Origin of the sequence: Amycolatopsis roodepoortensis (genome assembly GCF_014873915.1) — a bacterium.
GTDB lineage: Bacteria > Actinomycetota > Actinomycetes > Mycobacteriales > Pseudonocardiaceae > Amycolatopsis > Amycolatopsis roodepoortensis.
This window is the reverse complement of sequence record NZ_JADBEJ010000008.1, coordinates 333,403-359,451: the sequence shown is the minus strand read 5'-3', so window position 1 is coordinate 359,451 and position 26,049 is coordinate 333,403. Positions and strand designations below refer to the sequence as shown.

Here is a 26,049-nt window from a genome sequence, read left to right as displayed (position 1 = left end):
CGGCGCCGGACAACGGGAGTGGCTGCGATCGGCGGCACCTTGTCATCGGTGACCGGTCGGTAGGCGGTCATCGGACTTCAGTCCTACGTGCCGCCAACCGAGTGAGGCGGAGGTGAGTGGTGTCACCCGGCGTCTCCGAACGGTCACGGACGACGAACCACGACGTTAGGCCATTCGGCCCAGCGAATACTCATTCCACTTTGGACCTTCGCAGGTCAGGTCACGAAATCGTCGCGGTGCGGAGGAGTTCTTCGACCCCCGGCGTCCGCCATTCGTCCATCACCACGATTTGCCTGTCCGCAACGAACCAGATCCGCTGGGTCACCTGTGTCTCGCCGCTTCCGCCCGTCTGTCCACGAGGAACACACTGGATCGTCCACTCCTCGTAGGTCGCCGTCGTCCCGCTCACCGGTGCGGTGGTGGAAACCGTGCGGACGGCGTCACCCTCTTGGCGGAGGTCCTTTCGTCCGGCGGCGTTGCAGGCCCGGCCGCCCGCGCTTCGCCGATAGAACTCACCGGGCCGATACGGCGGCTGCTCGGCGGATTGCAGGCTGTTGTCCGTGAGGAGGACGTACTTGCAGTTGAAGTACTTCTTGGGATCCGGGCAGCCCGGAGCGACGAGCACCTTCTCCAGCCCCTGCGACACCACGGACCAGTCCTGCGGCAGATGCAGGGTGAGTGCGCCCGCCGACACATCGCTACCGCTCGGCGCCGACGGGGCGGACGAAGTTCCCTTCAGCGGTTTTCCACCGGTCACGCCCTCGACGAGCTCCGGGTTCAGCAGGCCGGTCAGCTTGTCGAACGGCAGCGTGTAGTCCTGCACTCCGCAAGCGGTGGCGAAGCCGAGAAGGTTGAGGTCGACGGTGACCTCGACGGCCGACGGGGCGAACGCGAGCCACACCTTCGGCTCCTCGGCGAGGTCGGCGGTCTTGAGCGGCCGGTACGGAAAGGTGCTGCTGAGCGCACCGCACTGCTGTTTGTCCGGCCAGAGCAGCTCGGCGAGTGTCCGCAGTCCGTCGTCGGTGAACTTTCCGGGGGCGAACAGTTCGGCGGGCGTGAGCGCCTTGCCCTCCTTCAGGTCGATGGTCACCGCGGCGCGACCGTTTCCCCAGGTCGAATGCGGTTTGTTCTCGAGGTCGTGCGTGTAGCGCACCGAGAGGTACCGCTCGTTCTGCGAGCGCACTTCGGCCTTCGTGAGGAGCTTGTACGGGCCGCGTTCGGGCTCCAGCTTGGCGGCGCCCGGGCCGGTTTTGCGGTTCCACTCGTCGATCGGCGCCGTCAGGGCGTCGTTGACGCGCTTCAGCCAGGCTTGGTCGGGCGAACCGGTCACCTCGGGGTGGTCCCCGCTGTAGGGGAGGGTCGTCCCGGGCACGGTCCCGGACCGGGTCTTCATGGCGACCTTGAGCGCGACGGCCTGCTGCGTGGTCGGCGGTGACGGCGGCGGCGTGCTCGCGTCGGAGAAGACGACCACCGAGCCGACCACGGCGGCCGTCGCCGCGACGACACCGATGGCGACCTTCAGGCTGGCCGCGATCCCGCCGGTCGACGCGGCCGCCGCGCCCGTCCCGGCGGCGGCGACCCCGGGCGCGGCCGCCGTACCGGCGCTGAGCAGGACCAACGGCGTCGCCGCGGCGAGCACGCCCGCCGCCTTCGCGAGCCGTGACCAGCCCTTGCGTTCCCATTCGTCGCCGTAACCCGCACGGGCGACGCGTTCCAGTTCGCTGACGAACACGAGCGCGTCGACCGGTCGTTTCGAGGGATCCTTCGCCATCCCCAGTGCGACGATCTCGTGCACCGGCTGGGGGACTTCGCCGAACGGGATGGGCGCGTGTTCGTGCAGCGTGCGGAGCACTTCGGTGTCGTCGGCCTGATAGGGCCGGTGCCCGGCGACGCATTGGAAGAACACACAGGTCGCGGCGTAGACGTCGGTCGCGGGGGTGGCCTGTCCGCCCGACCACTGCTCGGGCGCCATGTACGCGGGCGTGCCGACGGACGGGCCGCGTTCCCCCGCCAGGACGGCGGTGCCGAAGTCGACCAGCTTGCTCTCGCCGGTGTCGGCGACGAGGACGTTGGCCGGTTTGTAGTCCCGATGGACGACGCTCGCGGAATGCGCCGCGGCCAGCCCGAGCAGCGAACCCTTCAGTACCGCGAGGGCGGCCTCGGGTTCGAGAGCGCCTTCGGCCTGGAGCACCGAACGCAGGGAGACGCCGTTGATCGCCTCCATGACGATCGCCGCGCCCTGCGGCGTCTCGAAGAACTCGTGCAGCTTCACGACGTGCGGGCTCGACACCCGGTGCAGCGCCAGCGCTTCCTGCCGGAAAGCGGCCAGATGCGCGGGGTCCGCGGCGAAGCGGGAGAAGAGGTACTTGATCGCGACGACGTGGCCGGTGTTGTCCTGGCGGGCGAGCACCACTCGGCCGAAGGTGCCGGTGCCCAGCTGCTCCAGCTCGGTGAAGCCGGGCAGTCTCCACTCGTCGGTCAGTTCCATCGGGCCTCTTCCAGAATCTTGTCGAGGCCTGGAGTGTTCCATTCGTCGACGATCACGAGCTGCGTTTTCGGCAGGAACCAGACCCGCTGGGTGACCGTACCGCTGCCGGAACACGTGATCCGCCACTCTTCGTAGGCGGCCCGCTTCGTCCCGACCGGGCGAAGTTCCTTCATCTGGAGGGTGGGCGTCCCCTGGGTCTCGCCGGGTGCGCCGATGGAGTGGCACGGACGCGAGCCGGTCGAGCGGTTGTAGGGCTTGCCCGCTTCATACGGCGGCGTGGCCGGGTCGGTCCGCGAGTTGTCGCTGAAGACGACGCCCGCGCAGCGGAACGGCTGGGTGCACTGGTCGGCGGTCACCAGGTAGCGCTCGATGGGTTCGCCGGAGAGCAGTCGCCAGTTTTCCGGTGTGGTGATGGTGAAAGCGCCGACGTCGTGCACCTTGGTGCCTTGTCCCTGCGTGCCGCCGAGCAGATGCGTGACCGCGGGACTCAGCAGGCCGCGCAGCCGTTCGTAGGGCACGGTGACGGTCGTCGGATTGCAGACCATCGGGTAGCCGAGCGCGAAGGCGGCGACGCGGAACTCCATCCCGTTCGCCGCGGGCGCCGCCTGCACGATCGCCCCGTCCTGGGTGTACCGGTCCGACATCGCTCCCGCGGGAAGGTGCTCCGGTTCCGACGGCGGCGTGGCGAGGCACTCGCCCGGTTTGGCCGAGGCGTACAGCCGGTCTTCCACCATCCGCATCCGCTCGGCGTTGCCGTCGACGTTGTCGAACAGGCCCGCGGTCGGGATCACGTCGCCGTCGGACAGGTCGATCACGAGGGTCCGGACGGCGTAGGCGCCGCGGTTCCCGAGCTGGACAGTCTCGACCGAACGTTCGTAGACGACCGAGATCAGCTTGTCGTCCTGGCGCAGGACCTCGGCGGTGGTGGACATATGCGGGATGTCGCCGTCCGGCTCCTTTTCCGGCGGGCTCCCCGGCGGCCAGACGCTGGTGAGCCACCCGTCGATCGGCGCCATCAGCGCCTTGTTGACCCGCTCCTCGACCGCCTTGTCCTTCAGCCCGCTGATGCGGACGTACTTCCCGTTGAAGTCGAAGCCGTCGAGCTTCTCGGTGCGGGTGAGGAGGTCGACCTTCATCGCGGCGACGGTCGCCGTCCGTGGCGGCGCTTCGTCTTCACTGTTCGTGTCGACCACCACGACCGTCCCGACGGCGACCGCGGTGGCGGCGGCGACCGCGGCGGTGATCTTGAGGCCGAGCGCGATCCCGCCGCCGGCGGTGGCCGCGACCCCGCCGCCCGCGATGACCGGTGCGGCCGCGGTTCCCGCGCCGAGCAGGGCCAGCGGGGAGAGGGCGACCAGGACCCCGGCGCCTTTGGCGAGCCAGTGCCAGCCGTTGCGCTCCCAGTCCTCGCCGTACGCCTTCCTGGCGGACGCCTCCAGTTCGGTGACGAACTCGGCCGCGCCCGACGGCCGCTGGGCGACGTCCTTCGCCATGCCGCGCGCGATGAGGTCGCGGACCGGTTCGGGCACCTCGCCGAACGGGATCGGGGCGTATTCGTGCAGCGTGCGGAGCACTTCGACCTGCTCGGCCTCGTACGGCCGGTGCCCGGCGACGCACTGGAAGAACACGCAGGTCGCGGCGTAGACGTCGGTCGCGGGTGTGGCGACGCCGCCCGCCCACTGCTCGGGCGCCATGTAGGCGGGCGTGCCCGCGGCGACCCCGGTCTGCCCGGCGAGCACGGCGATGCCGAAGTCGACGAGCTTGCTCTGCCCCTCCCGGGTGACCAGGACGTTCGCCGGTTTGTAGTCGCGATGGACGGTGCCCGCGGCGTGCGCGCCGGCGAGTCCGAGCAGCGAGCCCTTGAGGATGGCCAGCGCGGCTTCGGGTTCGAGCTTCTCCTGGCGGCCGAGTATCTCTTTCAGGGAGATTCCGTGAACGGCTTCCATGATGATCGCGGCCCCTTGCGGGGTCTCGACGAACTGGTGCAGCCGGGCGATGTGGGGCCCCGAAACGCGGCTCAGGATCTGCGCCTCATGGCGGAATTCCGCCAGCCGCCGCGGGTCTGCCGCGAACCTCGCGTACAGGTATTTGATGGCCACGACCTGCGCGGATTCGTCGTGGCGGGCCAGCACGACCCGGCCGAATCCACCTTCGCCCAGTGACCCCATCTCGGTGAAACCCGGCAAGGCCCAGTCGTCCACAGAATCCTCCGCGATTCCCGATCGTGTCCCCTTGGAGGTGAGCTGCGCCGCAGCGGTTCCCCGCCTTCCGGGTTTAGGGTTACTCGTCGGTCACTTAGCCCGTTGCGATGGAGGAACGATGCGTTCGCCGAAGGATTTCTTCGCCCCGCTCGCGGTGGGGGCGCCGGAACCGCTCCGCCAGATCCCCGTGCCTCCTTCGCGGATGATCCACTTCTTCGATCCCAGCAACGAGAAGATGGCCGCCAAGGTCCCGGACATCGCCAAGAAGGTCGACGTCCTGCTCGGGAACCTCGAAGACGCCGTGCGCGCCGACCGCAAGGAGGCCGCGCGGAACGGGCTCGTCTCCATCGCGAAGTCGACCGACTTCGGCAAGACGCAGCTGTGGACCCGCGTCAACAGCCTCGACTCGCCGTGGGTGCTCGACGACCTGATCACGCTGGTCACCGAGATCGGCGACAAACTCGACGTGATCATGGTGCCGAAGGTCGAAGGCGCGCAGGACATCCACTACGTCGACCGGCTACTCGCCCAGCTCGAAGCGCGGGCCGGGCTCACGAAGCCGCTGCTGGTGCACGCGATCCTGGAGACCGCCAGCGGCGTCGCGAACGTCGAGGAGATCGCGGGCGCGAGCCCCCGGATGCAGGGCATCTCGCTCGGCCCGGCCGACCTGGCCGCCAGCCGCCGGATGAAGACCACCCGGGTGGGTGGCGGACACCCCGGTTACCTGGTGCGCACGGACCCGACCGGCGAAGACCTGAACGAGGGACGCACGACGTACCAGCAGGATCTGTGGCACTACACCGTCGCGCGGATGGTGGACGCCTGCGCGGCGAACGGGATCCTGCCGTACTACGGGCCGTTCGGCGACATCCGCGACTTCGTGGCCTGCGAGGACCAGTTCCGCAACGCGTTCCTGCTCGGCTGCGTGGGCGCGTGGAGCCTGCACCCGGTGCAGATCGACATCGCCAAGAAGGTGTTCTCGCCCTCGCCGGAGGATGTCGCCTGGGCACGGCGCGTGATCGCTGAGATGGGTGACGGCACCGGTGCGGTGATGATCGACGGGAAGATGCAGGACGACGCCTCGGTGAAGCAGTGCCGGGTGGTCGCCGAACTCGCGGACGCCCTCGCCGCCGACGATCCTGAACTCGCCGCCGCGTACGACGCCGCCACGAAGGAGGCTTCCTGATGAACCCGCGACGTTCCGTCCTCTACATGCCCGGCGCGAACGAAAGAGCGCTGGAAAAAGCCAAGACGCTGGACGCGGACGGGCTGATCCTCGACCTCGAAGACGCCGTCGCGCCCGACGCGAAGGAAGCCGCACGTGAACGCGTTTGCGCGGCCGCGTCGTCGAAGGAGTACGGCAAACGCGAAGTGACCATTCGCGTCAACGGCCTCGACACCGAATGGCACGACGCCGACCTCCGTGCCGCCGCGCAGGCGGGCCCGGACGCGATCGTGGTGCCGAAGGTGAACTCCGCCGCCGAGGTGCACAACATCGAGCGCGCGCTGGAGCTCGGCGGCGCACCGGATCACACGAAGATCTGGGCGATGGTGGAAACGCCGGTCGCGATGCTGCACGCCGAGGAGATCGCGTCGGCGTCCGAACGGCTGACCGTGCTGGTCATGGGCACGAACGACCTGGCGAAGGAGCTGCACGCCGAGTTCGTCCCCGGCCGCGCGCCACTGCTGGGCGGGCTTTCGCTCGCGCTGCTGGCCGCGCGGGCGACCGGCAAGGCGATCCTCGACGGCGTCTACAACGACGTGAAGGACCTCGAAGGCTTCGAGGCCGAATGCGTGCAGGGACGCCAGTTCGGCTTCGACGGCAAGACGCTGATCCACCCGTCGCAACTGGAGCCGTGCAACCGGATCTTCGCGCCGTCCGAGGAGGAGATCACGCGCTCGCGCAAGATCATCTCGGCGTTCGAGGAGGCGAAGGCGGCCGGGCAGGGCGTCGTGACCGTGGACGGGCGGATGATCGAGAACCTGCACGTGGAGAACGCGCGGCGGATCCTGGCGCTGGCCGAAGCGATCGGCTCCTGACGCATTTCGTCCTCTGAATGCGGTGCTTGCGCGTGCAACGTCAACTTTTTCGGACGATTGCCTAAGCTGTGCCCATGACCCGACAGCGGCTGACGTCGATCGAGATCGAGGGGTTCACCTCGATCCGTTCGGCGCGCGTCGAACTGGGCGCGATGAACGTGCTCATCGGCGCGAACGGCGCGGGCAAGAGCAACTTCGTCCACGCCTTCGAGCTCTTGGGCAGGATCAGCGAAGACCTGCTGAACCTGTTCGTGGGACGCAACGGCGGCGCGTCGGCGTTGATCAACGACGCCGCGGACACCCTGCGGATCAGCCTCAAACTGGAGGCGCCACCCAACAGCTACCAGGCCCATTTGGCGGCGGCGCCAGGCGAAGAACTGATCTTCGACGAAGAAGTCATCTCGTATCACGGTCCCGGCCATGAACAGCCCTGGACGAAATCCATCGGACGAGGGCACCGGGAAAGCCGCCTCAACGACGTCGTCGAAGAGCGCGGAAGTAATTCGGTGGCGTCGCACATCATCGAGTTGCTTCAAGGCTGCCGCGTCTATCACTTCCATGACACGAGCGTCGATGCTCCGGTGAAGCGCCTTTCCCCGACCGCGGACAACCTGGCTCTGCGCGCGGACGCGGGCAACATCGCCGCCGTCCTGCTGCGGCTCCGGGACAGCGAAGACCGGGCGGACAAGGTCGCTTATCGCCGGATCGTCGGCGCGATCCGGCTGGTCGCCCCGTTCTTCCGCGACTTCGTTCTCCAGCCGGACAGCACCGACCGCGTTTTGCTTCGCTGGCAGCGGCAGAACTCCGAAACCGTGTTTTCGGCGAACCAGATGTCCGACGGAACCCTGCGTTTCGTCTGCCTGGTCACGTTGTTGCTTCAGCCGGAAATTCCCGCGCTCGTCGTGCTCGACGAACCGGAGCTCGGTCTGCACCCGTTCGCGATCGTCCAGCTCGCGGACATGCTCCGGGTGGCTTCCACACGCAGTCAGGTCTTGATCGCGACCCAGTCGGTGACCTTGATGAACCAGTTCTCCGCCGAAGACCTGATCGTCGTCGAGCAGCGGAACGGCGATTCGGTCTTCACCCGGCCCAACAAGGCCGCGCTGGAAAACTGGCTCGACGAATACTCACTCGGCGAGCTTTGGGAGAAGAACATCATCGGCGGGCAGCCGGGATCGTTGGGCAGCGTTCTCGATGCCTGAACCGAAGCGCCTTCATCTGCTGGTGGAAGGCCAGACGGAAGCGACCGTCGTCCGGGACCTGCTGTCCGGCCATCTCCAGCGGCACGGCTGGTTCGTCACCTATTCGACGGTCCGCACGCAGACCTCGTCGGTGACCTACCGCGGCGGGGTCACGTCGTGGCCGAAGCTGTACCGGGAGATCAAGGAACTGCTCGCCAGCCCACGTCTCGCCGTGCTGACGACGCTGTTCGACTACTACGGCTTCCCTTCGGACGCGCCGGGTATGGCGACCCGTCCGGCAGGCGGCGCCACCGGCAAGGTCGAGCACGTCGAAGAGGCGATGCGGACAGCAGTGGGCGATCACCGCTTCGTGCCTCACCTCGTCCAGCACGAACTGGAGTCCTGGGTGTTCGCAGCCGGTGACCAGCTCGCCCTCTTACGCGACGACCCCACGATCGCCGAGCGGATCGAACAGGACTGTGCCGAAGCCGGCGGGCCGGAACTGGTCAACGACGACCCGAAGAACGCGCCTTCGAAACGCCTGGCCAGATACTGCCCCGGCTACGTCAAGACGCTCGAAGGACCGCTGGCGATCGCCGATCTGGGCATTGAGGGGCTGAAAACCAAGTGCCCACACTTCGCCGCTTGGCTGGCCGCGATCGACGCCAGGGCCTGACGCATTTCGTACTCTGGATGCGGTAGTTGCACACGCAAGGACCGCATCCAGAGGACGAAATGCGGGTCAGGGCCAGGGGCGGGGAGTGGGCCGAAGGGATTCGTAGACGGCAGCGGCGCGAAGGACGTCGAGGTCGGCGAAGCGGCGCCCGCTGATCTGGAGGCCGATGGGCTGGTCGTCGCTGGTGTAGCCGCAGTTGATGGAGACCGCGGGCTGGCCGGACATGTTGTACGGCACGGTGAACGCGATGTGCTCGAACGGGCGGCGCGGGTCGTTGGTCGGCGAGGGCCACTCGGCGGGCGGGGCCGAGACCGGGCAGGTCGGGGACAGGACGACGTCGAAGCGTTCGGTCGCGCGCAGGGTCGCGACGGCGATGGCGTCGATCTGCGCGAAACCCCGGTAGGCGTCGACACCGCTGACGTCGGCGCCGCCGGCGGCCCAGTCGGCGATGTACGGCAGCACCTTCGCGCGGCGGTCCTCGGGCAGCGCCGACATGTCCGACCAGGCACGGACGCGCCAGAAGGTGTCGAGTCCGTCGAGCATTTCCCGGCGCAGGAACGGTGAAACCGACTCGACGACGGCGCCCGCGGCCTCGAAGACGCGCGCTGCCTCGGTGACGGCGGCGATCGTCTCGGGCAGTACCGGCAGCCCCACGCCCGGGTCGAGGTGGAGTCCGATCCGCAGGCCCTTGACCTCGGCCGAGAGCGAAGACCAGTCGAGAGACGATGGCGGCAGCGAGAGGTGGTCGCGACCGTCCACACCGGACAGCACGCTCATCAGCAGCGCGGTGTCGGCCACGGTCCGCGTCATCGGCCCGGCGACGCGGCCCAGGAACGGCGGATCCACCGGCACCCGGCCGAAACTCGGCTTCAGCCCGACCAGGCCGCACCAGCCGGCGGGCAGCCGGATCGAGCCGCCGATGTCGGTGCCGACGTGCAGCGGGCCGTAACCGGCGGCGGCCGCCGAACCGGCACCGGCGCTGGAGCCGCCGGGTGTACGCGTGGTGTCCCAAGGATTCCGCGACGCGGTGTGGAAACTCGACAGACCGGACGTCAGCATCCCGTAGTCCGGCATGGTCGTCTTGCCCAGCAGGACACCGCCGGACTCCCGCACACGAGCGCCCGCCGGGGCGTCTTCGGGCGCGGGTGCCAGCGAGGAGGCGGCCGTGCCGAGCGGGACCGGAGTGCCCCGGGTCGCGATGTTCTCCTTGAGCGTCAACGGAACGCCGTCGATCGGGCCGAGCGGTTCGCCCGCGTGCCAACGGCTTTCGGACGCCTTCGCGTCTTCGCGTGCGCCGCTCGGGTCGTACCCGTAGAGCGCGTGCAGCTCGGGTTCGCGCGCCTCGATACGCGCGAGGACGGCTTCGGTGACCTCGACCGGCGACAGCGTCCCTGCACGGTACTGCGCGACCAGTTCGACAGCGGTCAGATCAGGCAACTCCGGCACAGCGGGCCTCCTTACGTCGCGGGCGGTTCGAAGCGGCCGTCGACCGCGGTCCAGCCGCCGTCCACCGCCAGCACGGAGCCGGTGACGAACGACGACGCGTCCGAGGCCAGGTAGACGACGGCGCCCGCGAGTTCGTCGGGACGCGCCCATCGGCCGAGCGCGCCTTTGGTCGCGTACGCGTCGTACCAGCCCGGATTGGCCTTGATCTGCGCCGTCAGCGGAGTCTCGACGACGCCGGGCGCGATCGCGTTGACCCGCACCCCGGCCGGGCCGAACTCCGCCGCGGCCGTGCGGAACAGCTGCACCAGCCCCGCTTTCGTCGCCGCGTACGGCCCTTGGCCGGGCTCGACGGTGGTGCCGCGGATCGACGAGAACCCGATGATGCTCCCCCGCCCACGCTCGACCATCCCGGCGCCGAACGCGCGCACGACCTCGAAGGTCGCGCCGAGGTTCAGCGCGATCACCCGGTCGAATTCCTCACGCGTGTATTCCAGCAGCCGTTTGCGCACGTTCGTCGCGGCGGTCAGCACCACGATGTCGATCTCGCCGAGCTCCGCCGCCGCCCGCGCGGCCGCACCGTCCGAGAGCAGGTCGATCTCGTACGCCTCGCCCACGCCGGTTTCCTTGGCCGCGGCGACATCGCGGTCCGCGACGATCACCTCGGCGCCGTGCGCGGCCAGCGCCTTCGCGGACTCGCGGCCGATCCCGCTGCCACCGCCGAGGACGACGGCTCGCTTTCCGTCGAGCCGGAACAGGTTCTCATAGCTCACGGGCGCAGCACCGCCATTCTCGTCACGGTCAGTTCTTCGACCGCGAACCGCGGCCCTTCCCGCCCGATCCCGGAATCCTTCACGCCGCCGTACGGCATGGTGTCGGACCGGAAACCGGGCACCTCGTTGACCACCACACCGCCGACTTCGAGCTCGTCGAGCGCGCGGAACGCCGTCTTCAGCGACGTGCTGAACACCGAGGCGTGCAGCCCATAGCGCGACGCGTTGACCGCGTCGAACGCTTCGTCCACAGAGGACACAGTGCGGACGCAGACCACCGGGCCGAAGATCTCCTCGTCCCAGCATTCGAGGCCGTCGGGCACGTCGAGCAGCACCGTCGGCCGGATCACCGTGCCGTCGACACCGCCACCGATCAGCCGCGCACCGGCCGAAGTCGCTTTGTCGACCCACTCCTGGACGCGCTTCGTCGACCCCGGGTCGATCAGCGCCGAGACCCGCGTCTTCTCGTCCCGGGGGTCGCCGGTGACGACCTCGCCGAGCCGCGCGAGCACCCGTTCGGTGAATTCCTCGGCGACCGCGTCCACGACCAGCACCCGCTGCACCGAAATGCAGGCCTGCCCGGACGCGTAGAACCCACCGCGCAGCACGGCGTCCGCTGCCGCGTCGAGATCCGCGTCCTCCGCGACCACCAGGGCGGCGTTGGAACCCAGCTCCAGCAATGTCTTCGTGGGTGCGGCGTCGCGCGCGATCCGGTGCCCGACCAGCGCGGACCCGGTGAACGACACCGCGCCCACCCGCCGGTCGGTGACCAGTGCCGAGCCGACGGCCGCGTCGCCGGTGACCAGCTGGACCATCGCGGGCAGGTCGGTCAGCGAGCGCACCAGATGCACGAGCCACAACGTCGCCAGCGGCGTCTGCGGCGCGGGTTTCACCACCACCGGGCAGCCCGCGGCGATGGCGGGCGCGATCTTGTGCGACGCCAGGAGCAGCGGATAGTTGAATCCGGCGATGCCGACGACGACACCGATCGGCTTGCGTTTCCAGAATCCGACCAGCCCGTCGCCGGACGGCAGCAGATCGAGCGGGACGGTCTCGCCGTGCAGCCGTGAGACCTCCTCCGCGGCGGCCTGCCAAGTGACGATCGTGCGGGCGACCTCGACGCGGCAGTCGACGAGCGGCTTGCCGGTTTCGAGCACCAGAAGCTGCTCGAAGTCGGAGCGCCGGGCTTCCAGAGCGGCGGCGACGTCGTTCAGCAGCGATCGCCGGGTACGCGACGGCAGCGCCGCGACCTGCTTGAACACCGCGACGGCCTCGTCGATCGCGCGCGTGGCCAGCTCCGGCGTCCCGACCGGCGCCCGGCCGATCTCACTCCCGTCATAAGGGAACTCCACCGGCAATGTGTCCACAGTGGACACCCAGCCGTCACCGATCGGCAGCCCCTCCGGGTATTCAGCCATCGTCCCCTCCCCGCAACCGCGCCAGCTCGGCCCGCAGATTCGGCGCGGCCGCCAGCAGTTCCCTGGTGTACTCGTGTTCCGGCGCGTCGTAGACCTGGTCGACGGCACCGATCTCGACGATCTCCCCGCGCCGCATCACCGCGACCCGGTCGCAGACGTGCCGCACCACGCCGAGGTCGTGCGAGACGAAGATCAGCGTCAGCGAGTACAGCTCGACCAGCGACGCGAGCAGGTCGAGGATCTGCTTCCGCACCGAGACGTCGAGCGCGCTCACCGGCTCGTCCGCGATGAGGACGCTCGGATTCGGCGCGAGTGCCCGCGCGATCGAGATGCGCTGCCGTTGCCCGCCGGAGAACTGGTGCGGATAGCGGCCCGCGGCGTCTTCCGGCAGGCCGACGGCCTTCAGCAGCTCGGAAATCCGCGAGGGATCCCGGCGGCCCAACGGTTCGGAGATGATGTCGCGCACCCGCATCCGCGGATCGAGCGAACCCATCGGATCCTGGAAGACGATCTGCAGTTCCGACCGCAGGAAGCCGAGTTTGCGCTCCGGCAGCGTGTCGATCCGTTTGCCCTGGAACGAGACGCTGCCCGCCGTCGGCTTGTCCAGCGCGGCCAGCAATCTGACCAAAGTGGACTTTCCCGAACCCGACTCGCCGACGATCCCGAACCGCTGGCCGGCTTCGACGTCGAACGAAACGCCGCGCAGCGCATGGACGTCGCGGCGCGTGTAGCGGCGCTCCAGGTCCCGTACGGAGATCATCATCGGCTCGCCTCCAGATCCGAAGCGGCCAACAGCTTCTTCGTGTACTCGTGCTTCGGCTCGGTGAGCACCTCGCGGGTGGTGCCGGCTTCGACGATCTCGCCGTCCAGCATCACCAGCACCCGCTCACAGACCGACGCCACGACGGCGAGATCGTGCGTGATGAACAGCAGCGCGCTTTCCCGCTGCCGGACGCCGTCGAGGATCAGTTCCAGGATCTGCGCCTGCACGGTGACGTCGAGCGCCGTCGTCGGCTCGTCGCAGATCAGCAGCTTCGGGTCGTTGGCGAGCGCGATCGCGAGGACGACGCGTTGCCGCTGCCCGCCGGACAGTTGATGCGGATACGCGCGAGCGACGCCGGGCAGCCCCACGGAAGCCAGCAAGGCCTCGGGATCCTTCCGGCCGTTTCGGTGGATCCGCATCGGCTCGGCGACCTGCGCGCCGACCCGCATCGCCGGGTTCAGCGCGGTCATCGGTTCCTGGAACACCATCGACATCTCGTTGCCGCGCAGCCGCGACAGTTCCTTCTCCGGCGCGCCCAGCAGCTCGCGACCGTCGAGTTTCACCGACCCGGACGCGGCGAGCTCTTCGGGCAGCAGCCCCATGATCGACAGCGCTGTCAACGACTTCCCGGAGCCCGACTCGCCGATCAATCCGACGCGTTCGCCCCGCGCGATGCCGAACGAGACGTCGCGGACCAGCCCGGAGATGCCGAGCCCCTGGACTTCGAGTGTCATAGCCGCGCCGCCAATCGGGGGTCGAGACGATCGCGGAGGCCGTCACCGAGCAGGTTGAAGCCGAGGACGGCGATGGCGATCGCGACGCCGGGCACGAGCGCGAGCCGCGGGTGCAGGGTCAGGAACATCTGGGATTCCTGGAGCATCCGGCCCCACGACGGCGTCGGCGGCCGCGTGCCGAACCCGAGGAACGACAACGCCGCTTCCGCGAGCACGGCGATCGCGAACGACACCGACGCCTGCACGATCAGCAGCCCGGAGATGTTCGGCAGCACGTGCCGCGCCGCGATGTTCAGCCGCGACCGGCCCGCCGACCGCGCGGCCAGCACGAACTCGCTGCTCATCACCTGCAGCGTCCCCGACCGCGCGATCCGCGCGAACGACGGGATGGTGGCGATGCCGATCGCCACCATGGCGGTCAGCGTGTCCGCCCCGAACACCGCGCCGAACATGATCGCCAGCAGCAACGCGGGGAACGCGAGCACGAGATCGTTGACCCGCATGACGAACTCGCCGAGCCACCGCGACGACATCCCCGCGAGGATGCCCAGCGGAGTTCCGATCAACGCGGCGATGCCGACCGCGACCACACCGACGTACAGCGTCGTCCGCGCGCCGACCATGAGCTGGCTCAGCACGTCGCGGCCGAAGCTGTCCGTGCCCAGCGGATTGGCTCCGCTGAAATCGTGCAGGCGATGGGCGGCGTCGACCTTCACCGGGTCGAACGGCGTCCACACGAACGAAAGCAGCGCGGCGACGACGATCAACGCGACCAGGACGCCGCCGATGACGAGACTGCGGCTACGCATCAGGAACCCCGCAATCTCGGGTCGAGCACCGTGTAGAGGACGTCGACCACGAAGTTCACCAGCAGCACACCGACCACCAGGACCAGCACGATCCCCTGCACGGACAACAGATCCCGCGACGCCACCGAGTCGAGCAGCATGCTGCCCAGCCCCGGCAGGACGAACACGCGCTCGACGACGACGGCGCCGATCAGCAGGGTCGACAGTTGCAGGCCGAGCACCGTCACCACCGGCACGGCGGCGTTGCGCAGACCATGGCGGAACAGCGCTTGGAACGGCCGCAGCCCCTTGGACCGCGCCGTGCGCAGATAGTCCTGGCCCAGCGTGTCGAGGACCGCGGACCGGACGTAGCGCGTGAGCACCGCGCCCTGCACGAGCCCCAGCGACAAGGCAGGTAGGACGAGACCGCGAAGGAATTCGCCCGGATCCTGCACGGGCGGTGTCCAGCCGCCGGAGGGCAGCCAGCGCAACTGCACCGCGAAGATCTGCACCAGGATGATGCCGGCGAGGAACGCGGGGATCGCGACGCCGATTTGCGACAACCCCGAAACCGCGGTGCCGTCGGCGTTCCGATGCCGCACCGCGGCGAACGTCCCGGCCGGGATCGCGATCAGCAGCGCCACCAGCATCCCGGCGCCGACCAGCCACAACGTCACGCCGAGGCGGTCGGTCAGCGCCGGCCCGATCTCCTCGCGCGTGACGTACGAGCGGCCGAAGTCGCCTTGCAGGACACCGCCGATCCAGTCGAAGTACTGCGTCACCAACGGCCTGTCGATACCGAACTCGGCGCGGGTCTTCGCGACCAGCTCCGGCGTCGCGTTGACGCCGAGGGCGACCTGCGCCGGATCACCCGGCAGCACGGCCATGAACAGGAACACCACGATGGACGCGACCAGCACACTGGCCACCAGGATCGCCACGCGGCGCACGATCTTGACCGTCATCGCGGCGCCAATCCCGTGAGATCGAAGGACTCGCTGACCTGGTTGCGGACGAACCCGGTCACCTTGTTCTTCGCCACGATCACGTTGGGGAACAGGAACAGCCAGTCCGCGGCCGCGTCTTTGGACAGCCGCCGCGCGACCTGGCGCATCGCGTCGACCTGCTCCTGGGGCGTGCCCGCGTCGGCCTTCGCCAGGTTCTGCTGGACGGGTTTGCTGTCGTAACCCCAGTAGTACTTCGGCCTGCCGAACGTGACGATGTCGCGCGCCTCGACGTGCTGGATGATCGAGAGGTCGTAATCGCGGTCGGTGAAGACCTGCTTGAGCCACACCGCCGGGAAGTCCAGCGGCTCGATCGTCACCGTGACCCCGACGTCCGCCAGCTGCGACGCCACCACCTGCGCCGCCGAGACGGCGTACGGCAGGTTGGGAATCCTCAGCCGCAGCGAGGGATTGGGCTGTCCCGCTTCGGCGAGCAGCGCTTTCGCCTTCGCGGGATCGAACGGGTACGCGTTCGAAAGGTCCTCGTACCAGGGATCCGTCGGGGGGACCATACTGCCGATGAGCGTGCCGCGGCCGCCCCAAGCCGTGTCCAGCAAGGCCTTCCGGTCGATGGCGTACGACAGCGCCCGCCGCACGCGGACGTCATTCAGCGGTGGGCGCGCGTTGTTGAACGCGAGCGTGACCTCGCTGTTGGTCGTGCCTTCGACGACGGTGAACCGGTCGTCGCTCTGGAACTGCGGGATCGAATCCGGCACGGTGATCGCGGAGATGACGTCGATCCCGTTGCTGAGCAAGGCGTTGTTGAGCGCGGTCGGATCCTTGATGTACTTGAGGACCACCGTCGAGTAGGCCGGTTTCCGGCCCCAGTACGCGGGATTCTGCTTGAGCACGATGGAGTCGCCGCGCCGGCGCGAGGAAACCGTGTACGGCCCGGTGCCGATCGGTTTGTTCGCCAGATCCGCGACACCGGTGCGGCTGAACATCGCGCCGAGCCGGCTGGTGAGGCTGAACAGCCAGCCGTTGCTGGGTTTCGTGAGCACGACCCGCGCGTGGTCCGGCGCCACGACGTCGACCCGGTCGACGACGTCCATTGTGGACTTGATCGACACGGTCCAGTCCGTCTTCACGCGCATCAGCGAGAACTTGACGTCCTCGGCGGTGAACGGCGCCCCGTCGCTGAACTTCGCGTCCTTCCGGAGCTTGAAGTCGTAGGTCTTGCGGTCTTCCGAGATCGTCCACGATTCGGCGAGCAGCGGCACGATCTTCGCGTCCGCGTCGAGTTTCACCAGGCCCTCGTAGACGTTGTAGAGCAAGGCCTGCGGGATGGCGGCGCCGTCGGTGCGGGTGAAGTCGAAGTTCGCGGGTTCGGCGGTGTAGCCGATGGCGAGCGTGCCGGGATCCTTGGCGACCGTGGCACTCGACCCGGCGGAGCAGCCGGACACCACCAGCAGCGCTGACAACGCTGCCACTGTCGCGTGAATCCGGGCTTTCATCCTGCCCCCTGACCGGTAGACTGGTCTGACCAGTAAACCAGACGAGACGGCAGGGTCAAGATGGAATTCGAGCCGGTCGCCCCTGTCCGCGCATACCAGCGTGTCGTCGAACAGATCGAGGAAGCCGTGTTCAGCGGCCGGATCAAACCGGGCGACCGGCTGCCGAGCGAACGCGAGCTGATGGTCCAGTTCGACGTCGGCCGCTCGACCGTGCGCGAGGCGCTGCGTGTACTGCAAGCAGCGGAAATGATCCGCTCACGGCCGGGAGATCCGCGCGGGCCCGAGGTGCTGGCCGCCTCCCCCGCCGCGTTGCACCGGTCGATGCACCGGCTCGCGCGCGCCGACCACATCGGCCTTTCCGAACTGTTGCAGTTCCGCATGGTCCTCGACGGTTCCGCACATCTGCTCGCCGCGCAGCTCAGGACCGAAGCTCATCTCGCCGAGCTCGACACGGCGCTGGAAGCGATGCGCGCGGGCGTCTCGAAGGGTTTCGCCGAGTTCTCCCACGCGGACGTCGCGTTCCACGAGGCCATCGCCCGTGCGACCGGGAATCCACTGCTGGTGATCAGCGGCGAGGTCGTCCGCGGTGTCGTGCTGGAACTCATCGAGGACAAGCTGGAGCACGCGGACGACCGGACGGCGCTGATGCGCAACTGGCTGGCACACCACGAAGAGGTACTCGGCGCGATCCAGGACTCTGACGGCGAGCGCGCTTCACAGCTCGCGAAGCAGGCGCTGTACGACAACTACGCCGAGTACGTCCCCGAAGAGCAACGTCGCCTCTTGCGGCCCCTGCTCGCTTGACCCGCCCCTACACTCACTCAGGTGGGGGATATCAAGAAACCTTCAACGACGCGCCAAGGTGTCGGTCTCGCCCTGTCCGGCGGCGGCTACCGCGCGATGTTGTTCCACACCGGGGCGCTGTGGCGGCTCAACGAACTCGGCTGGCTGTCGAAGATCTCGACGGTGTCCAGCGTCTCGGGCGGCTCGATCGCCGCTGGTGTGCTCGCGCACGCTTGGCCGGACCTGAAGTTCGGAAACGGTGTCGCGGACAACTTCTACGACGAAGTGGTCGCGCCGATCAGGAACCTGGCGCGCACCCGGCTCGACATCCCGGTCACCTTGCTGGCCATGGCGATCCCGTGGCGGAGCGCCGGTGAAGAACTCGCGCGGGTGTACGCGAAACACCTGTTCGGCGACTGCTGCCTCAAGGACATCGACCCCGGCGGCCCGCAGTTCGTCTTCACCGCGACGAACCTCCAGGACGGCGCGCTGTGGTGGTTCTTCCGGCAGGACGGGCCGCACGGGAACATCCCGCTCGCGACCGCGGTGGCCGCGTCCTCGGCGTTCCCGCCGATGCTTTCGCCCGTGGTGATCCAGGATCCGCATTCGGACGACCGGAAACGCAAGATCGTGCTCAGCGACGCCGGCGTCTACGACAACCTCGGCCTGGACCCGGTCGAAGGGCACGCGACGGTGCTGGTCAGCGACGCGGGCAAGCGGATGAAGGTCAGGCGGAAGGTTCCCCGCGACTGGGGACGGCAGCTGCTGCGCGTGCTCGACGTGATCGACAACCAGGTGCGCGAGCTGCGGCGGGGTGCGCTGCTGAAGTCCTATGTGGAGAAGGATTTCAGCGGCGCCTACTGGGGTTCCTACGTCGATCTCGAGAACTTCGAACTCGAGGATTCGCTGACGGCGCCGGTGGATCTCACGCACAAGCTCGCGGAGACGCCGACGCGCCTGACGAAACTGCCGGAAGTGCTGCAGGAGCGGTTGATCAACTGGGGCTACGCGGCCTGTGACGCGGGGATGCGGAAGTGGGTCGACACCGAAGTGGCCTCTCCCGCCGGGTTCCCGTTCCCGGCCGCCGGCCTGGGTTGAGCGGATCCCCGGATGCGAAAAAGGTCCTTTCCTCGCGTATTCCGCGAGGAAAGGACCTTTCAAAGCGCTCGTCAGGCGACCAGGTTCGCGTAGACGATGACGTTGTCCTTGTAGCTGTGCTCTTCCTGGTCGAAGACACCGCCACAGGTGATCAGCCGCAGCTGCGGCTTGTCCGTGTTGCCGTAGACCGCTTCCTCGGGGAACTGGTCCTTGGGCACCTGGTCCTTCTTCTCGACCACGAACTTCAGGCTCTTGCCGTCGCTGCGGTCGACGACCACCTCGTCACCGGGGTTCAGCTCGTTGAGCTTGTAGAAGATGCCCGGCTGCTTGTTGCCGTCGACGTGACCGAGCAGGATCGCCGGGCCGACGTCACCGGGCACCGGGGAAAACCGGTACCAGGCGGCCTGCATCGGGTTCTTCGCCGACGGGACGGACATCTTGCCGTCCTTGCCGATCGCGACCGTGACCAGGCTCGATTCCGCGCCGATCTTGGGGATCTTCACGTTCGTCGGGCGAGCCCCGTTGAACGGTTTGACCACCGGCGGTGCCGATTCCGCCGCCGGCTGCGCGGCGGGCGGGGCCGGTTCGTCGGTGCCGCATCCCGTCAGCGCGAGGGAAAGCACAAGGGCGGCCGCGACCAGGCGGCCGCCCTGCGTCAGAAGCTTCATCGATCAGGCCGCGGTGGCGCCGAAACCGGTCTCGATGCCGCCCTTGGGCTTCAGCTTGACCTGCTTCTTCTTTTTGTCGGCGCCCGGTGCGGTCGCGCCGCCGCCGATCTCCTCGATCTCGATGTCACCCTTGCCCGGCTTGCCGTCGCAGGTCCAGGTGAAGGTGCTCGTGGTGCCGTTGAAGCCGGGCTTGGCCTCGATGGCGTAGACCCAGATGAAGGCGTCGGCGCCGTCCTGGAACGAGTCGGTGATGATGTAGTCCGGCGCGGTGACGTCGGTGGGCTCCGAACCGCAGAAGATGGCCAGCGCGCCTTCCTTGCCCTCGACGTATCCGGCGCCGACGTTCAGCTCCGGCAGCGGCGGGGTGGAAGTGGTCGGCTTCTCCGAGGTGGAGGTCGGCGACGGCTTGCCGGAAGTCGGCTTGCCGCTGCTGGTCGGCGTCGGCTCCGACGAGGACGACGAGGCCGGGGCGCTCGAGTCCGGCGGGGCCGTCGTCGCCTTGCCGCCCGAGTAGGACGGCGGGGCCGGAGTCGAGGTCGCGGTCTCGCTCGACGGAGCCGGCGGCGTGGTGGTCGTCTCGGTCTGCGCCATCGCGACCGGCGTCACGGCCAGCGAGATGACGGCGCCGGCCAGCACCGCGCCCGCGAGGCGGCCCAACGTCTTCTTCAAAATGATCTCCCAGTGGAAAAATCGCAACACAGGGTGACCCCCACCCTGCCACCACCCGAAAGGAATCCCACGTTCGAGTGACAGCGTGATCCTGCCGGAAAAGTACGGAGGGGCGTAGCGGATAAGGCGTGACAAGAACCACCGGGAAAACCGGTAACGCTGGACTGTCCTTGCCCGATACATGGGCCCGAAAGTCGCTCAACAGAGGGAAAATCTCGCGGCGGCGAACGAATGTTAACACCCGGAGGGCCGGAACGGTTGCGTTGCGGAAGTATTTTTTCCCCGGCCGCCGAACGACCGGATTCGCCGCTCACCCTGGCCAGATCTCCCTTTTACGAAGACTCTCCGCACCCGCACTACCGACCGGTTCACACTTTCGGACCACGTTTCGGTGAACCCCTGACCATTTACGACCGGACACCGGTGCCCGACAACCCGAAGATCACGATCAGAACACCAGGAACAGGGCCACGGCGAGGGAGACCGCGCCGAGGAGGCCGGCGACGAATAGCCAGGGCTTCGGCGACGTCCGGTTCCGTACCGCCCGGCCACCGCCCACCAGCGCCAGCAAGAGCCCGAGACCGAACCCGATCGCGGGCAGGAAGGTGGCGAAGGTCCGGTTCTCGGCGGTACAGGCCCAGATCGCGTCGTCCGGGCAGGACGACGCCGCGAGCTCGGCCAGCAGGCCCGCCGCGACGATCGCGAGGAAGCCGAGCACCAGGAGCCAGAACAGGCCCCACAGCAACTGACCGAGCCGCCGGGGCGGTTTCGTCTCGTCCACGTCCTCAAGCTAGCCGAGCGCCGAGGCCAGATCCGTCCAGAGATCTTCCGGATCTTCGAGCCCGACACTGAACCGGACGAGCCCGGCGGGCACGTGGGCGTCGCCTGCCAGCCACGCCCGCCGCTCGACCAGGCTCTCCACCCCGCCGAGGCTGGTGGCGGCGCGGATCAGCCGCAGCGAACCGATGACCTTGTCCGCGGTCTGGGCGTCCGGGAGTTCGAACGCGATCATCGTGCCGGAGCCGGGATAACGCACCCGCGTGATGGCGGGGTGGTCGACCAGCCGCGCGGCCAGCAGCGCGGCCGTGCGCGTCTGCTCGGCGAGGCGGACCGGGAGCGTCCGCAGCCCGCGCAGGGCCAGCCACGCTTCGAGCGCTCCGGGCGTGGACCCAAGCCTGGTGCGCGCGTCGCGCAGGCTCTTCGCCACGCCTTCGTCGGCCGCGATGGTCAGGCCGAGCAGCAGGTCGCTGTGCCCTCCGATGAGTTTCGTCGCGCTGTGCACGACGATGTCGGCGCCGAGGTCCAGCGGCCGCTGCCCAAGCGGCGTCGCGAACGTGTTGTCGACAGCGACCAGGCCGTTCGCGGCGGCGGCGATCGTCTCGATGTCGATGACGTCGAGCGTCGGGTTGGTCGGCGATTCGAGCCAGAGCAGGTCGGCGTCCGCGGCGGCGACCCAAGCGGCCGTGTCCTCCGGCGCGATCTCGGTCACCACCAGGCGTCCGGTGCGCTGCGCGTGGGCGAGCAGGCCACGCGACCCCGCGTAGGAGAACGTCGGGACGCAGACCTTCGCGCCGACGGGCAGGGTGTCGACGACGGCGCTGAGCGTCGCGATCCCCGAGGCGAACGCGGTGGCGTGCCCGCCTTCCAGCGCGCCGATCGCGGCTTCGAGTGCCTCCCAGGTCGGGGTGCCGTCCTCCCGCGAATACGCGCGGTCGGCGCCGGCGTCGAAGGTGCTCGCCGCGACGATCGGCACGTTCAGCGGTTCGCCGGGGCCCTCCGGACGTCCGGCGGCGACGGCGAGGGTGCGGGGTGACCAGTCGTTCGTGTCCACCCCGCCACCGTAAACCGTGCCCAGCTAGTGGGCATACACCTCGAATTCGTAGAGGGAGTAGCCGTACTTCGTGCCGCGCTGGACTCCGGCCATCCGGACATGACGGGCGTCCACGGTTTCGAAGGCGACGTTGTCCTTCCCGCCGTCTCCGTCCACTATGGACGCCACTTCCCGCCAGTTCGTCCCGTCCGGCGAGACCTGCACCTTGTACGCCTTCCCGTACGCGGACTCCCAGTGCAGGACGACCCGGGAAACGCGCTGCACCGAGCCGAGGTCGACGGTGATCGACTGGTTGTCGCTCCAGTCGCTCGCCCAGCGTGTCGACAGGTCGACGTCGATGGCCTTGGACGGCGGCGAGTTGTACCAGCCCGTCTCGTGGCTGGTCGCGCTCACCGAGCGGCCGGTGGCGAGGTTCGCGATGTTGTCACCGCGTTTCGCCGGGAACTCCACGACCTGCTGGAAGGTCGGCCGGTTCTGGGTGCTCATCTTGTCCTGCGTGATGCCGCCGAGCGCGCGGTGGATGATCGTGTCGGCGCACCACTGGTCGCCCGCGGCGCAGTCGCCGTCACCGGGGTACACGGTGTTCGCGGGCTGCGCGGCCGCCTGCGTCAGCGAGTCGAGCAGCACCTGACGGCAGGCAGTGACGTCACCGCCACCGCAGTACTTCACGGCGAGCGGACCGGCGACGGGCTGGCCGAGCACCGACCGGATGTCCTTGTGCACATAGCCCCACCAGCCGGACTGGTACGACGAACCGGCGTGTCCCTGTCCGACGTGCTTGCCGGGGACCTCGTTCTGCCAGCCCGACGGCGACTCGTTGATCTTCAGCACCCCGACCATGGCACCGTAGGCATCGCCCATACCCGGTTTGAACTGGGCGTTCACCAGCAGCGGCCACCAGGCGTCCATGATGCGGATCGCGTCGGCGTTGGCGTAGGCCTTGCTCCCCGGCGAGGTCTCCGAGCGCAGGCCGCCCGCGGCGAGCCACGTCTTCAGCTTCGCCACCGCGTCCGCGGCCGGACCGGTCACCGGCGCCTTGTCGATCACCTTGAACAGCTCCGGGAGCACCTTCTCCGCGCGGAGGTCGGCGAGCGCGGCCTCCTCCATGGCCTGCGTGAGGTTCACCCGCGTCACCTTGGTGCCGCTGGAGATCATCTTCTTGACCCGCGCGTCGATCAGATCGCCGCGATGCACGGAGCTTTTGTCCGCGCCGCTGGCCGCGTAACCGTTGGCCTGCGCGTTGTTCCAGCTGATGTAGTAGTCCTGGTTGACCGACTGCGGATGCTGCGACGACGGCGTGTAGTTCGCGAGGTTGCCGTCGGGGTTCCAGCCCTGCCAGTCGAATCCGGCGTCGCCCTTCACCGGCATGGCCGGGTCGACGTTCGGATCGCGGACCGGGTTCGAGCCCGAGTTGAAGTACGCGACGTCAAGGGAGTCGGCGTAGAACCAGTTGTAGGTCTGGTTGACGTCGGCCGCCGCGGCCTGGAAGTCCTGCGCGGATTTGATCGCGTCCGGGTCGTTGAACTTCTGGAAGCCGATGATCGTGTCGATCTCGTGCAGGAACGTCGACCGCAGCGACGCGTACGCCACCGGCTTGCCGCCGACCAGCGCCCGGCTCGTCACCGGTCCGTACTTGGTGCGGAAGCTGCGCAGCGTGTACGAACCTGCCGCCGTGCCGTCGGCGACGGTGGGCTTCCAGGCGTTCTTGCGTTCGACGATCTCGAACGGCAGGCACTGGCCGCGGAACCGGTAGAAGTTGGAGTTCTTGGTCGGTACGGAACCGTTCTGCTCGCACAGTTCGACGGCATAGGTGTCGACGATGTCCTGCGACGCCGACGTCGCGCTCCACGAGTAGTCCTTGCCGCGGCCGAGCAGCACGTACATGCTGATCCCCGCGAACGAGGCGCCGCGAGCGCTGATGCCGGGGCCCTGGATTTCCTGCAACATCAGCAATTGCGGCGCGAAGTAGCCGGCCTGCGGGCCGAACACGGCGACCGGGTGACCGCTCGCGGTCTTGGCGCCGGAGACCACCAGCGCGTTGGACATGCCGTGCTTCTCCGACAGCAGGTTGCCCGGCAGGACGCCGTCGTCGAAGATGCCGCGCACGGCCTTCTGGTCCTCGGGCGCGGGGACGTCGACCTTGGCGGGTGTCGCCGTCCCGGCGGAGCCGGTCGGATCGAAGACCAGCTGCTGCCCGGTGACCGAACCCTTGTCCGGCATCGCGGCGCCCTGCGGATTCGACGGCGCCTTGCCGTAGTCGAAAGTCTGTCCATTGTGGAGGGTCTTGACGGTCTCGGGGTCGTCCTCGGACCGGAGGCTCCGCCAGACCTTGTCGCCTTGTTCGAGGCCGTACTTCTCCTGCATCGCCATCTTCGCGATGGCGTTCTGCACCTCGCCGCCACCGCCTGCGCCGAACTGCGCTCCGACGACGGCGGCGAGGACGACGAGGTCGGTGAGCTTGAACGGCTCGATGGTCCCGGCGTTCGTGATCGCGTCGACGTGCCCGGTGAGCACGTATTCGCCGGGGAAGTAGCGGCCGCTGTGCGCGTCGGAGATGTACTTGTTGACACCTTGGACGTAGGCCTCGGCGTCGGCCTTGCCCTGCGCGCCGCGCGGACCGCTGGCCGCGGCGTTGTCGACCTGCTTCTGCAGTTCCTGTTCGGTGTACGGCGCCGAGGCGAAGAAACTCTGCTCGAGTTCGCGGTTGCCCTGGGCGCCACCGGCGAACGAGGTCAGCTGGCCGCGGCCGACGCGGCGCATGATGTCCATCAGCCACAGGCGGTCCTGCGCGGCGGCGTATCCGGCGCCGTACATCGTGCCCGGCCGCGTCGTGCCGACGATCCGGGGCACGCCGATCGCCTTGTCACGGGTGATCGTCACGTCCGAACGCGGTTTGATCGTGCTCTCGACCTGCCCGGACGGCACCCCGAACGAGGCGTCGTTGAAGAACTGGTTGATCTTGTCCGTGGTCAGCGTCTTGTAGCCGTCGGCGAGCGAGGCGTACTTGCCGAGCTGATCGGCCGAATGCGCGGGCCGGGTGCCGAACGCCTTGTGCGCCAGGATCTCGGCGAGAGTGGCGTTCCCCTTGGTGCCGGGCGGGAGGATGTCACCGCACTGGCCGCCGCAGTAGTCGTCGAGCGCGGCCGCCACCACCGAGCCGGGTGGTGCTTCCGCGGCGTTCGCCTGGAGTGCCGGGACGGTGCCCGCCACCAGCGTCAGCCCCGCCAGCGTCGTCAAGACCCGTATGCCTCGTCGCATGAAAGACCTCCGTCGTCGGAGAGTGACGAGGCGCACACTACCCACGGGTATCCAAATTTGTGAAGACTATTCGCGTTCTTGCCACCGTTCGGCGGAACACTCGACCTGCGGACCCGGGACCAGCGGATGTAGCTTGTGGGCATGTCTTTGGAGAAGCCCCAGATCGACCGCCCCGAGGGGCCCGCGCCCACCGAGCTGGAGACGACCGACATCTCCGTCGGCGACGGCCAGGAGGCCAAGTCCGGCAACACCGTCACGGTGCACTACGTCGGCGTCTCGCACTCGACCGGCGAGCAGTTCGACGCCTCGTGGGATCGCGGTGAGCCGCTCCGCTTCGGCCTCGGCGCCGGTCAGGTCATCCCCGGCTGGGACCAGGGTGTGGCCGGCATGAAGGTCGGCGGCCGTCGCAAGCTGGTCATCCCGCCGCACCTCGCTTACGGCGAGCGCGGCGCGGGCGGCGTCATCAAGCCGAACGAGACCCTGATCTTCGTCGTCGACCTCGTCGGCGTGAACTGACCCGCACTCCGTCCATCGAGACCCGGCCCCGGCGGGCCCGCTCCGCCGGGGAGCCGGGGTGACCTACACGGCACCACGAGCTTCTGAACTCGACGTTCGCCAATGGGTAGCATCACCCTTCGTGCCCACTGTCCCCCTCTCTCCACAGTGGAGGACGGTCGCCACCGAACGGACAGTCCTCGCTGTCGTGCACAACGTCACCGCCGCCACCCGGCTTTTCGACGTCCTCGAACTCTTCGCGGGCGACCCGCGCGTCCAGATCG

The 26,049-nt window shown here is 68.5% G+C and carries 22 protein-coding genes; 7 read left to right on the top strand and 15 right to left on the bottom strand.

What is annotated here, in order from left to right; genetic code table 11:
* Nucleotides 1-220: 220 nt before the first annotated feature.
* Together H4W30_RS39305 and H4W30_RS39300 are read right to left on the bottom strand one after the other, a co-directional pair.
* Nucleotides 221-2,488, bottom strand: coding sequence for a serine/threonine-protein kinase (locus tag H4W30_RS39305; protein ID WP_192747365.1), 2,268 nt, complete (start codon nt 2,486-2,488; stop codon nt 221-223).
* The gene (locus H4W30_RS39300; protein ID WP_192747364.1) at nt 2,479-4,689 is read right to left on the bottom strand and encodes a serine/threonine-protein kinase; all 2,211 of its coding nucleotides are present in this window, start codon (nt 4,687-4,689) and stop codon (nt 2,479-2,481) included. Before H4W30_RS39300 ends, H4W30_RS39305 begins: the two co-directional genes overlap by 10 nt.
* A gap of 118 nt (nt 4,690-4,807) precedes the next feature.
* On the opposite strand from H4W30_RS39300, the gene H4W30_RS39295 reads away from it, so the two are divergent.
* From H4W30_RS39295 to H4W30_RS39280, 4 genes are all read left to right on the top strand, one after another.
* The gene (locus H4W30_RS39295; protein ID WP_192747363.1) at nt 4,808-5,875 is read left to right on the top strand and encodes an HpcH/HpaI aldolase/citrate lyase family protein; all 1,068 of its coding nucleotides are present in this window, start codon (nt 4,808-4,810) and stop codon (nt 5,873-5,875) included.
* Nucleotides 5,875-6,729, top strand: coding sequence for an HpcH/HpaI aldolase/citrate lyase family protein (locus H4W30_RS39290; protein WP_192747362.1), 855 nt, complete (start codon nt 5,875-5,877; stop codon nt 6,727-6,729). Before H4W30_RS39295 ends, H4W30_RS39290 begins: the two co-directional genes overlap by 1 nt.
* A gap of 74 nt (nt 6,730-6,803) precedes the next feature.
* The gene (locus H4W30_RS39285; RefSeq protein WP_192747361.1) at nt 6,804-7,931 is read left to right on the top strand and encodes an AAA family ATPase; all 1,128 of its coding nucleotides are present in this window, start codon (nt 6,804-6,806) and stop codon (nt 7,929-7,931) included.
* On the top strand, nt 7,924-8,586 hold the full coding sequence (locus H4W30_RS39280; protein ID WP_192747360.1) for a DUF4276 family protein: 663 nt from the start codon (nt 7,924-7,926) through the stop codon (nt 8,584-8,586). Before H4W30_RS39285 ends, H4W30_RS39280 begins: the two co-directional genes overlap by 8 nt.
* A gap of 66 nt (nt 8,587-8,652) precedes the next feature.
* On the opposite strand, the gene H4W30_RS39275 is transcribed toward H4W30_RS39280, so the two are convergent.
* The 8 genes from H4W30_RS39275 to H4W30_RS39240 are packed head-to-tail and all read right to left on the bottom strand — an operon-like array spanning nt 8,653 to nt 16,963.
* Complete coding sequence (locus H4W30_RS39275) at nt 8,653-10,032, bottom strand: amidase (RefSeq protein WP_192747359.1); 1,380 nt, start codon at nt 10,030-10,032, stop codon at nt 8,653-8,655.
* Nucleotides 10,033-10,043: 11 nt separating this feature from the next.
* Complete coding sequence (locus H4W30_RS39270; RefSeq protein ID WP_192747358.1) at nt 10,044-10,802, bottom strand: SDR family NAD(P)-dependent oxidoreductase; 759 nt, start codon at nt 10,800-10,802, stop codon at nt 10,044-10,046.
* Nucleotides 10,799-12,220 carry an aldehyde dehydrogenase family protein gene (locus tag H4W30_RS39265; RefSeq protein ID WP_192747357.1) on the bottom strand — a complete coding sequence of 474 codons (1,422 nt, stop codon included), beginning with the start codon at nt 12,218-12,220 and terminating at the stop codon, nt 10,799-10,801. Before H4W30_RS39265 ends, H4W30_RS39270 begins: the two co-directional genes overlap by 4 nt.
* Complete coding sequence (locus tag H4W30_RS39260) at nt 12,213-12,983, bottom strand: ABC transporter ATP-binding protein (protein ID WP_192747356.1); 771 nt, start codon at nt 12,981-12,983, stop codon at nt 12,213-12,215. Before H4W30_RS39260 ends, H4W30_RS39265 begins: the two co-directional genes overlap by 8 nt.
* Nucleotides 12,980-13,717 (bottom strand): ABC transporter ATP-binding protein, encoded by a 738-nt coding sequence (locus tag H4W30_RS39255; RefSeq protein WP_192747355.1) that lies wholly within the window; start codon nt 13,715-13,717, stop codon nt 12,980-12,982. The genes H4W30_RS39260 and H4W30_RS39255 overlap by 4 nt, the downstream gene beginning before the upstream one ends.
* On the bottom strand, nt 13,714-14,526 hold the full coding sequence (locus H4W30_RS39250; RefSeq protein WP_192747354.1) for an ABC transporter permease: 813 nt from the start codon (nt 14,524-14,526) through the stop codon (nt 13,714-13,716). Before H4W30_RS39250 ends, H4W30_RS39255 begins: the two co-directional genes overlap by 4 nt.
* Entirely contained in the window at nt 14,526-15,470 is a 945-nt protein-coding gene (locus H4W30_RS39245; RefSeq protein ID WP_192747353.1) for an ABC transporter permease, read from the bottom strand. Before H4W30_RS39245 ends, H4W30_RS39250 begins: the two co-directional genes overlap by 1 nt.
* Complete coding sequence (locus tag H4W30_RS39240) at nt 15,467-16,963, bottom strand: ABC transporter substrate-binding protein (RefSeq protein ID WP_192747352.1); 1,497 nt, start codon at nt 16,961-16,963, stop codon at nt 15,467-15,469. Before H4W30_RS39240 ends, H4W30_RS39245 begins: the two co-directional genes overlap by 4 nt.
* Before the next feature lie 60 nt (nt 16,964-17,023).
* On the opposite strand from H4W30_RS39240, the gene H4W30_RS39235 reads away from it, so the two are divergent.
* Both H4W30_RS39235 and H4W30_RS39230 read left to right on the top strand, forming a co-directional pair.
* Nucleotides 17,024-17,767 carry a FadR/GntR family transcriptional regulator gene (locus H4W30_RS39235; RefSeq protein ID WP_192747351.1) on the top strand — a complete coding sequence of 248 codons (744 nt, stop codon included), beginning with the start codon at nt 17,024-17,026 and terminating at the stop codon, nt 17,765-17,767.
* Between the two features lie 21 nt (nt 17,768-17,788).
* Nucleotides 17,789-18,844 (top strand): patatin-like phospholipase family protein, encoded by a 1,056-nt coding sequence (locus H4W30_RS39230; protein WP_318780756.1) that lies wholly within the window; start codon nt 17,789-17,791, stop codon nt 18,842-18,844.
* A gap of 71 nt (nt 18,845-18,915) precedes the next feature.
* Here H4W30_RS39230 and H4W30_RS39225 read toward each other — a convergent pair whose 3' ends face one another.
* The 5 genes from H4W30_RS39225 to H4W30_RS39205 all read right to left on the bottom strand — a co-directional run bounded on the left by H4W30_RS39225 (nt 18,916) and on the right by H4W30_RS39205 (nt 25,270).
* Entirely contained in the window at nt 18,916-19,512 is a 597-nt protein-coding gene (locus H4W30_RS39225; protein ID WP_192747350.1) for a class F sortase, read from the bottom strand.
* Nucleotides 19,513-19,515: 3 nt separating this feature from the next.
* Nucleotides 19,516-20,181: a hypothetical protein gene (locus tag H4W30_RS39220; protein WP_192747349.1), complete on the bottom strand. Its 666-nt coding sequence runs from the start codon at nt 20,179-20,181 to the stop codon at nt 19,516-19,518.
* Nucleotides 20,182-20,629: 448 nt separating this feature from the next.
* A complete protein-coding gene (locus H4W30_RS39215; protein WP_126734803.1) occupies nt 20,630-20,962 on the bottom strand; it encodes a hypothetical protein in 333 nt (110 codons plus the stop codon).
* A gap of 9 nt (nt 20,963-20,971) precedes the next feature.
* Nucleotides 20,972-22,012 carry a trans-sulfuration enzyme family protein gene (locus tag H4W30_RS39210; RefSeq protein WP_192747348.1) on the bottom strand — a complete coding sequence of 347 codons (1,041 nt, stop codon included), beginning with the start codon at nt 22,010-22,012 and terminating at the stop codon, nt 20,972-20,974.
* A 24-nt stretch (nt 22,013-22,036) separates the two neighbouring features.
* Nucleotides 22,037-25,270: a penicillin acylase family protein gene (locus H4W30_RS39205; RefSeq protein WP_192747347.1), complete on the bottom strand. Its 3,234-nt coding sequence runs from the start codon at nt 25,268-25,270 to the stop codon at nt 22,037-22,039.
* A gap of 141 nt (nt 25,271-25,411) precedes the next feature.
* Between H4W30_RS39205 and H4W30_RS39200 the strand changes: the two genes are divergently transcribed.
* Complete coding sequence (locus H4W30_RS39200; protein ID WP_192747346.1) at nt 25,412-25,786, top strand: FKBP-type peptidyl-prolyl cis-trans isomerase; 375 nt, start codon at nt 25,412-25,414, stop codon at nt 25,784-25,786.
* The last annotated feature ends 263 nt before the right edge of the window (nt 25,787-26,049 follow it).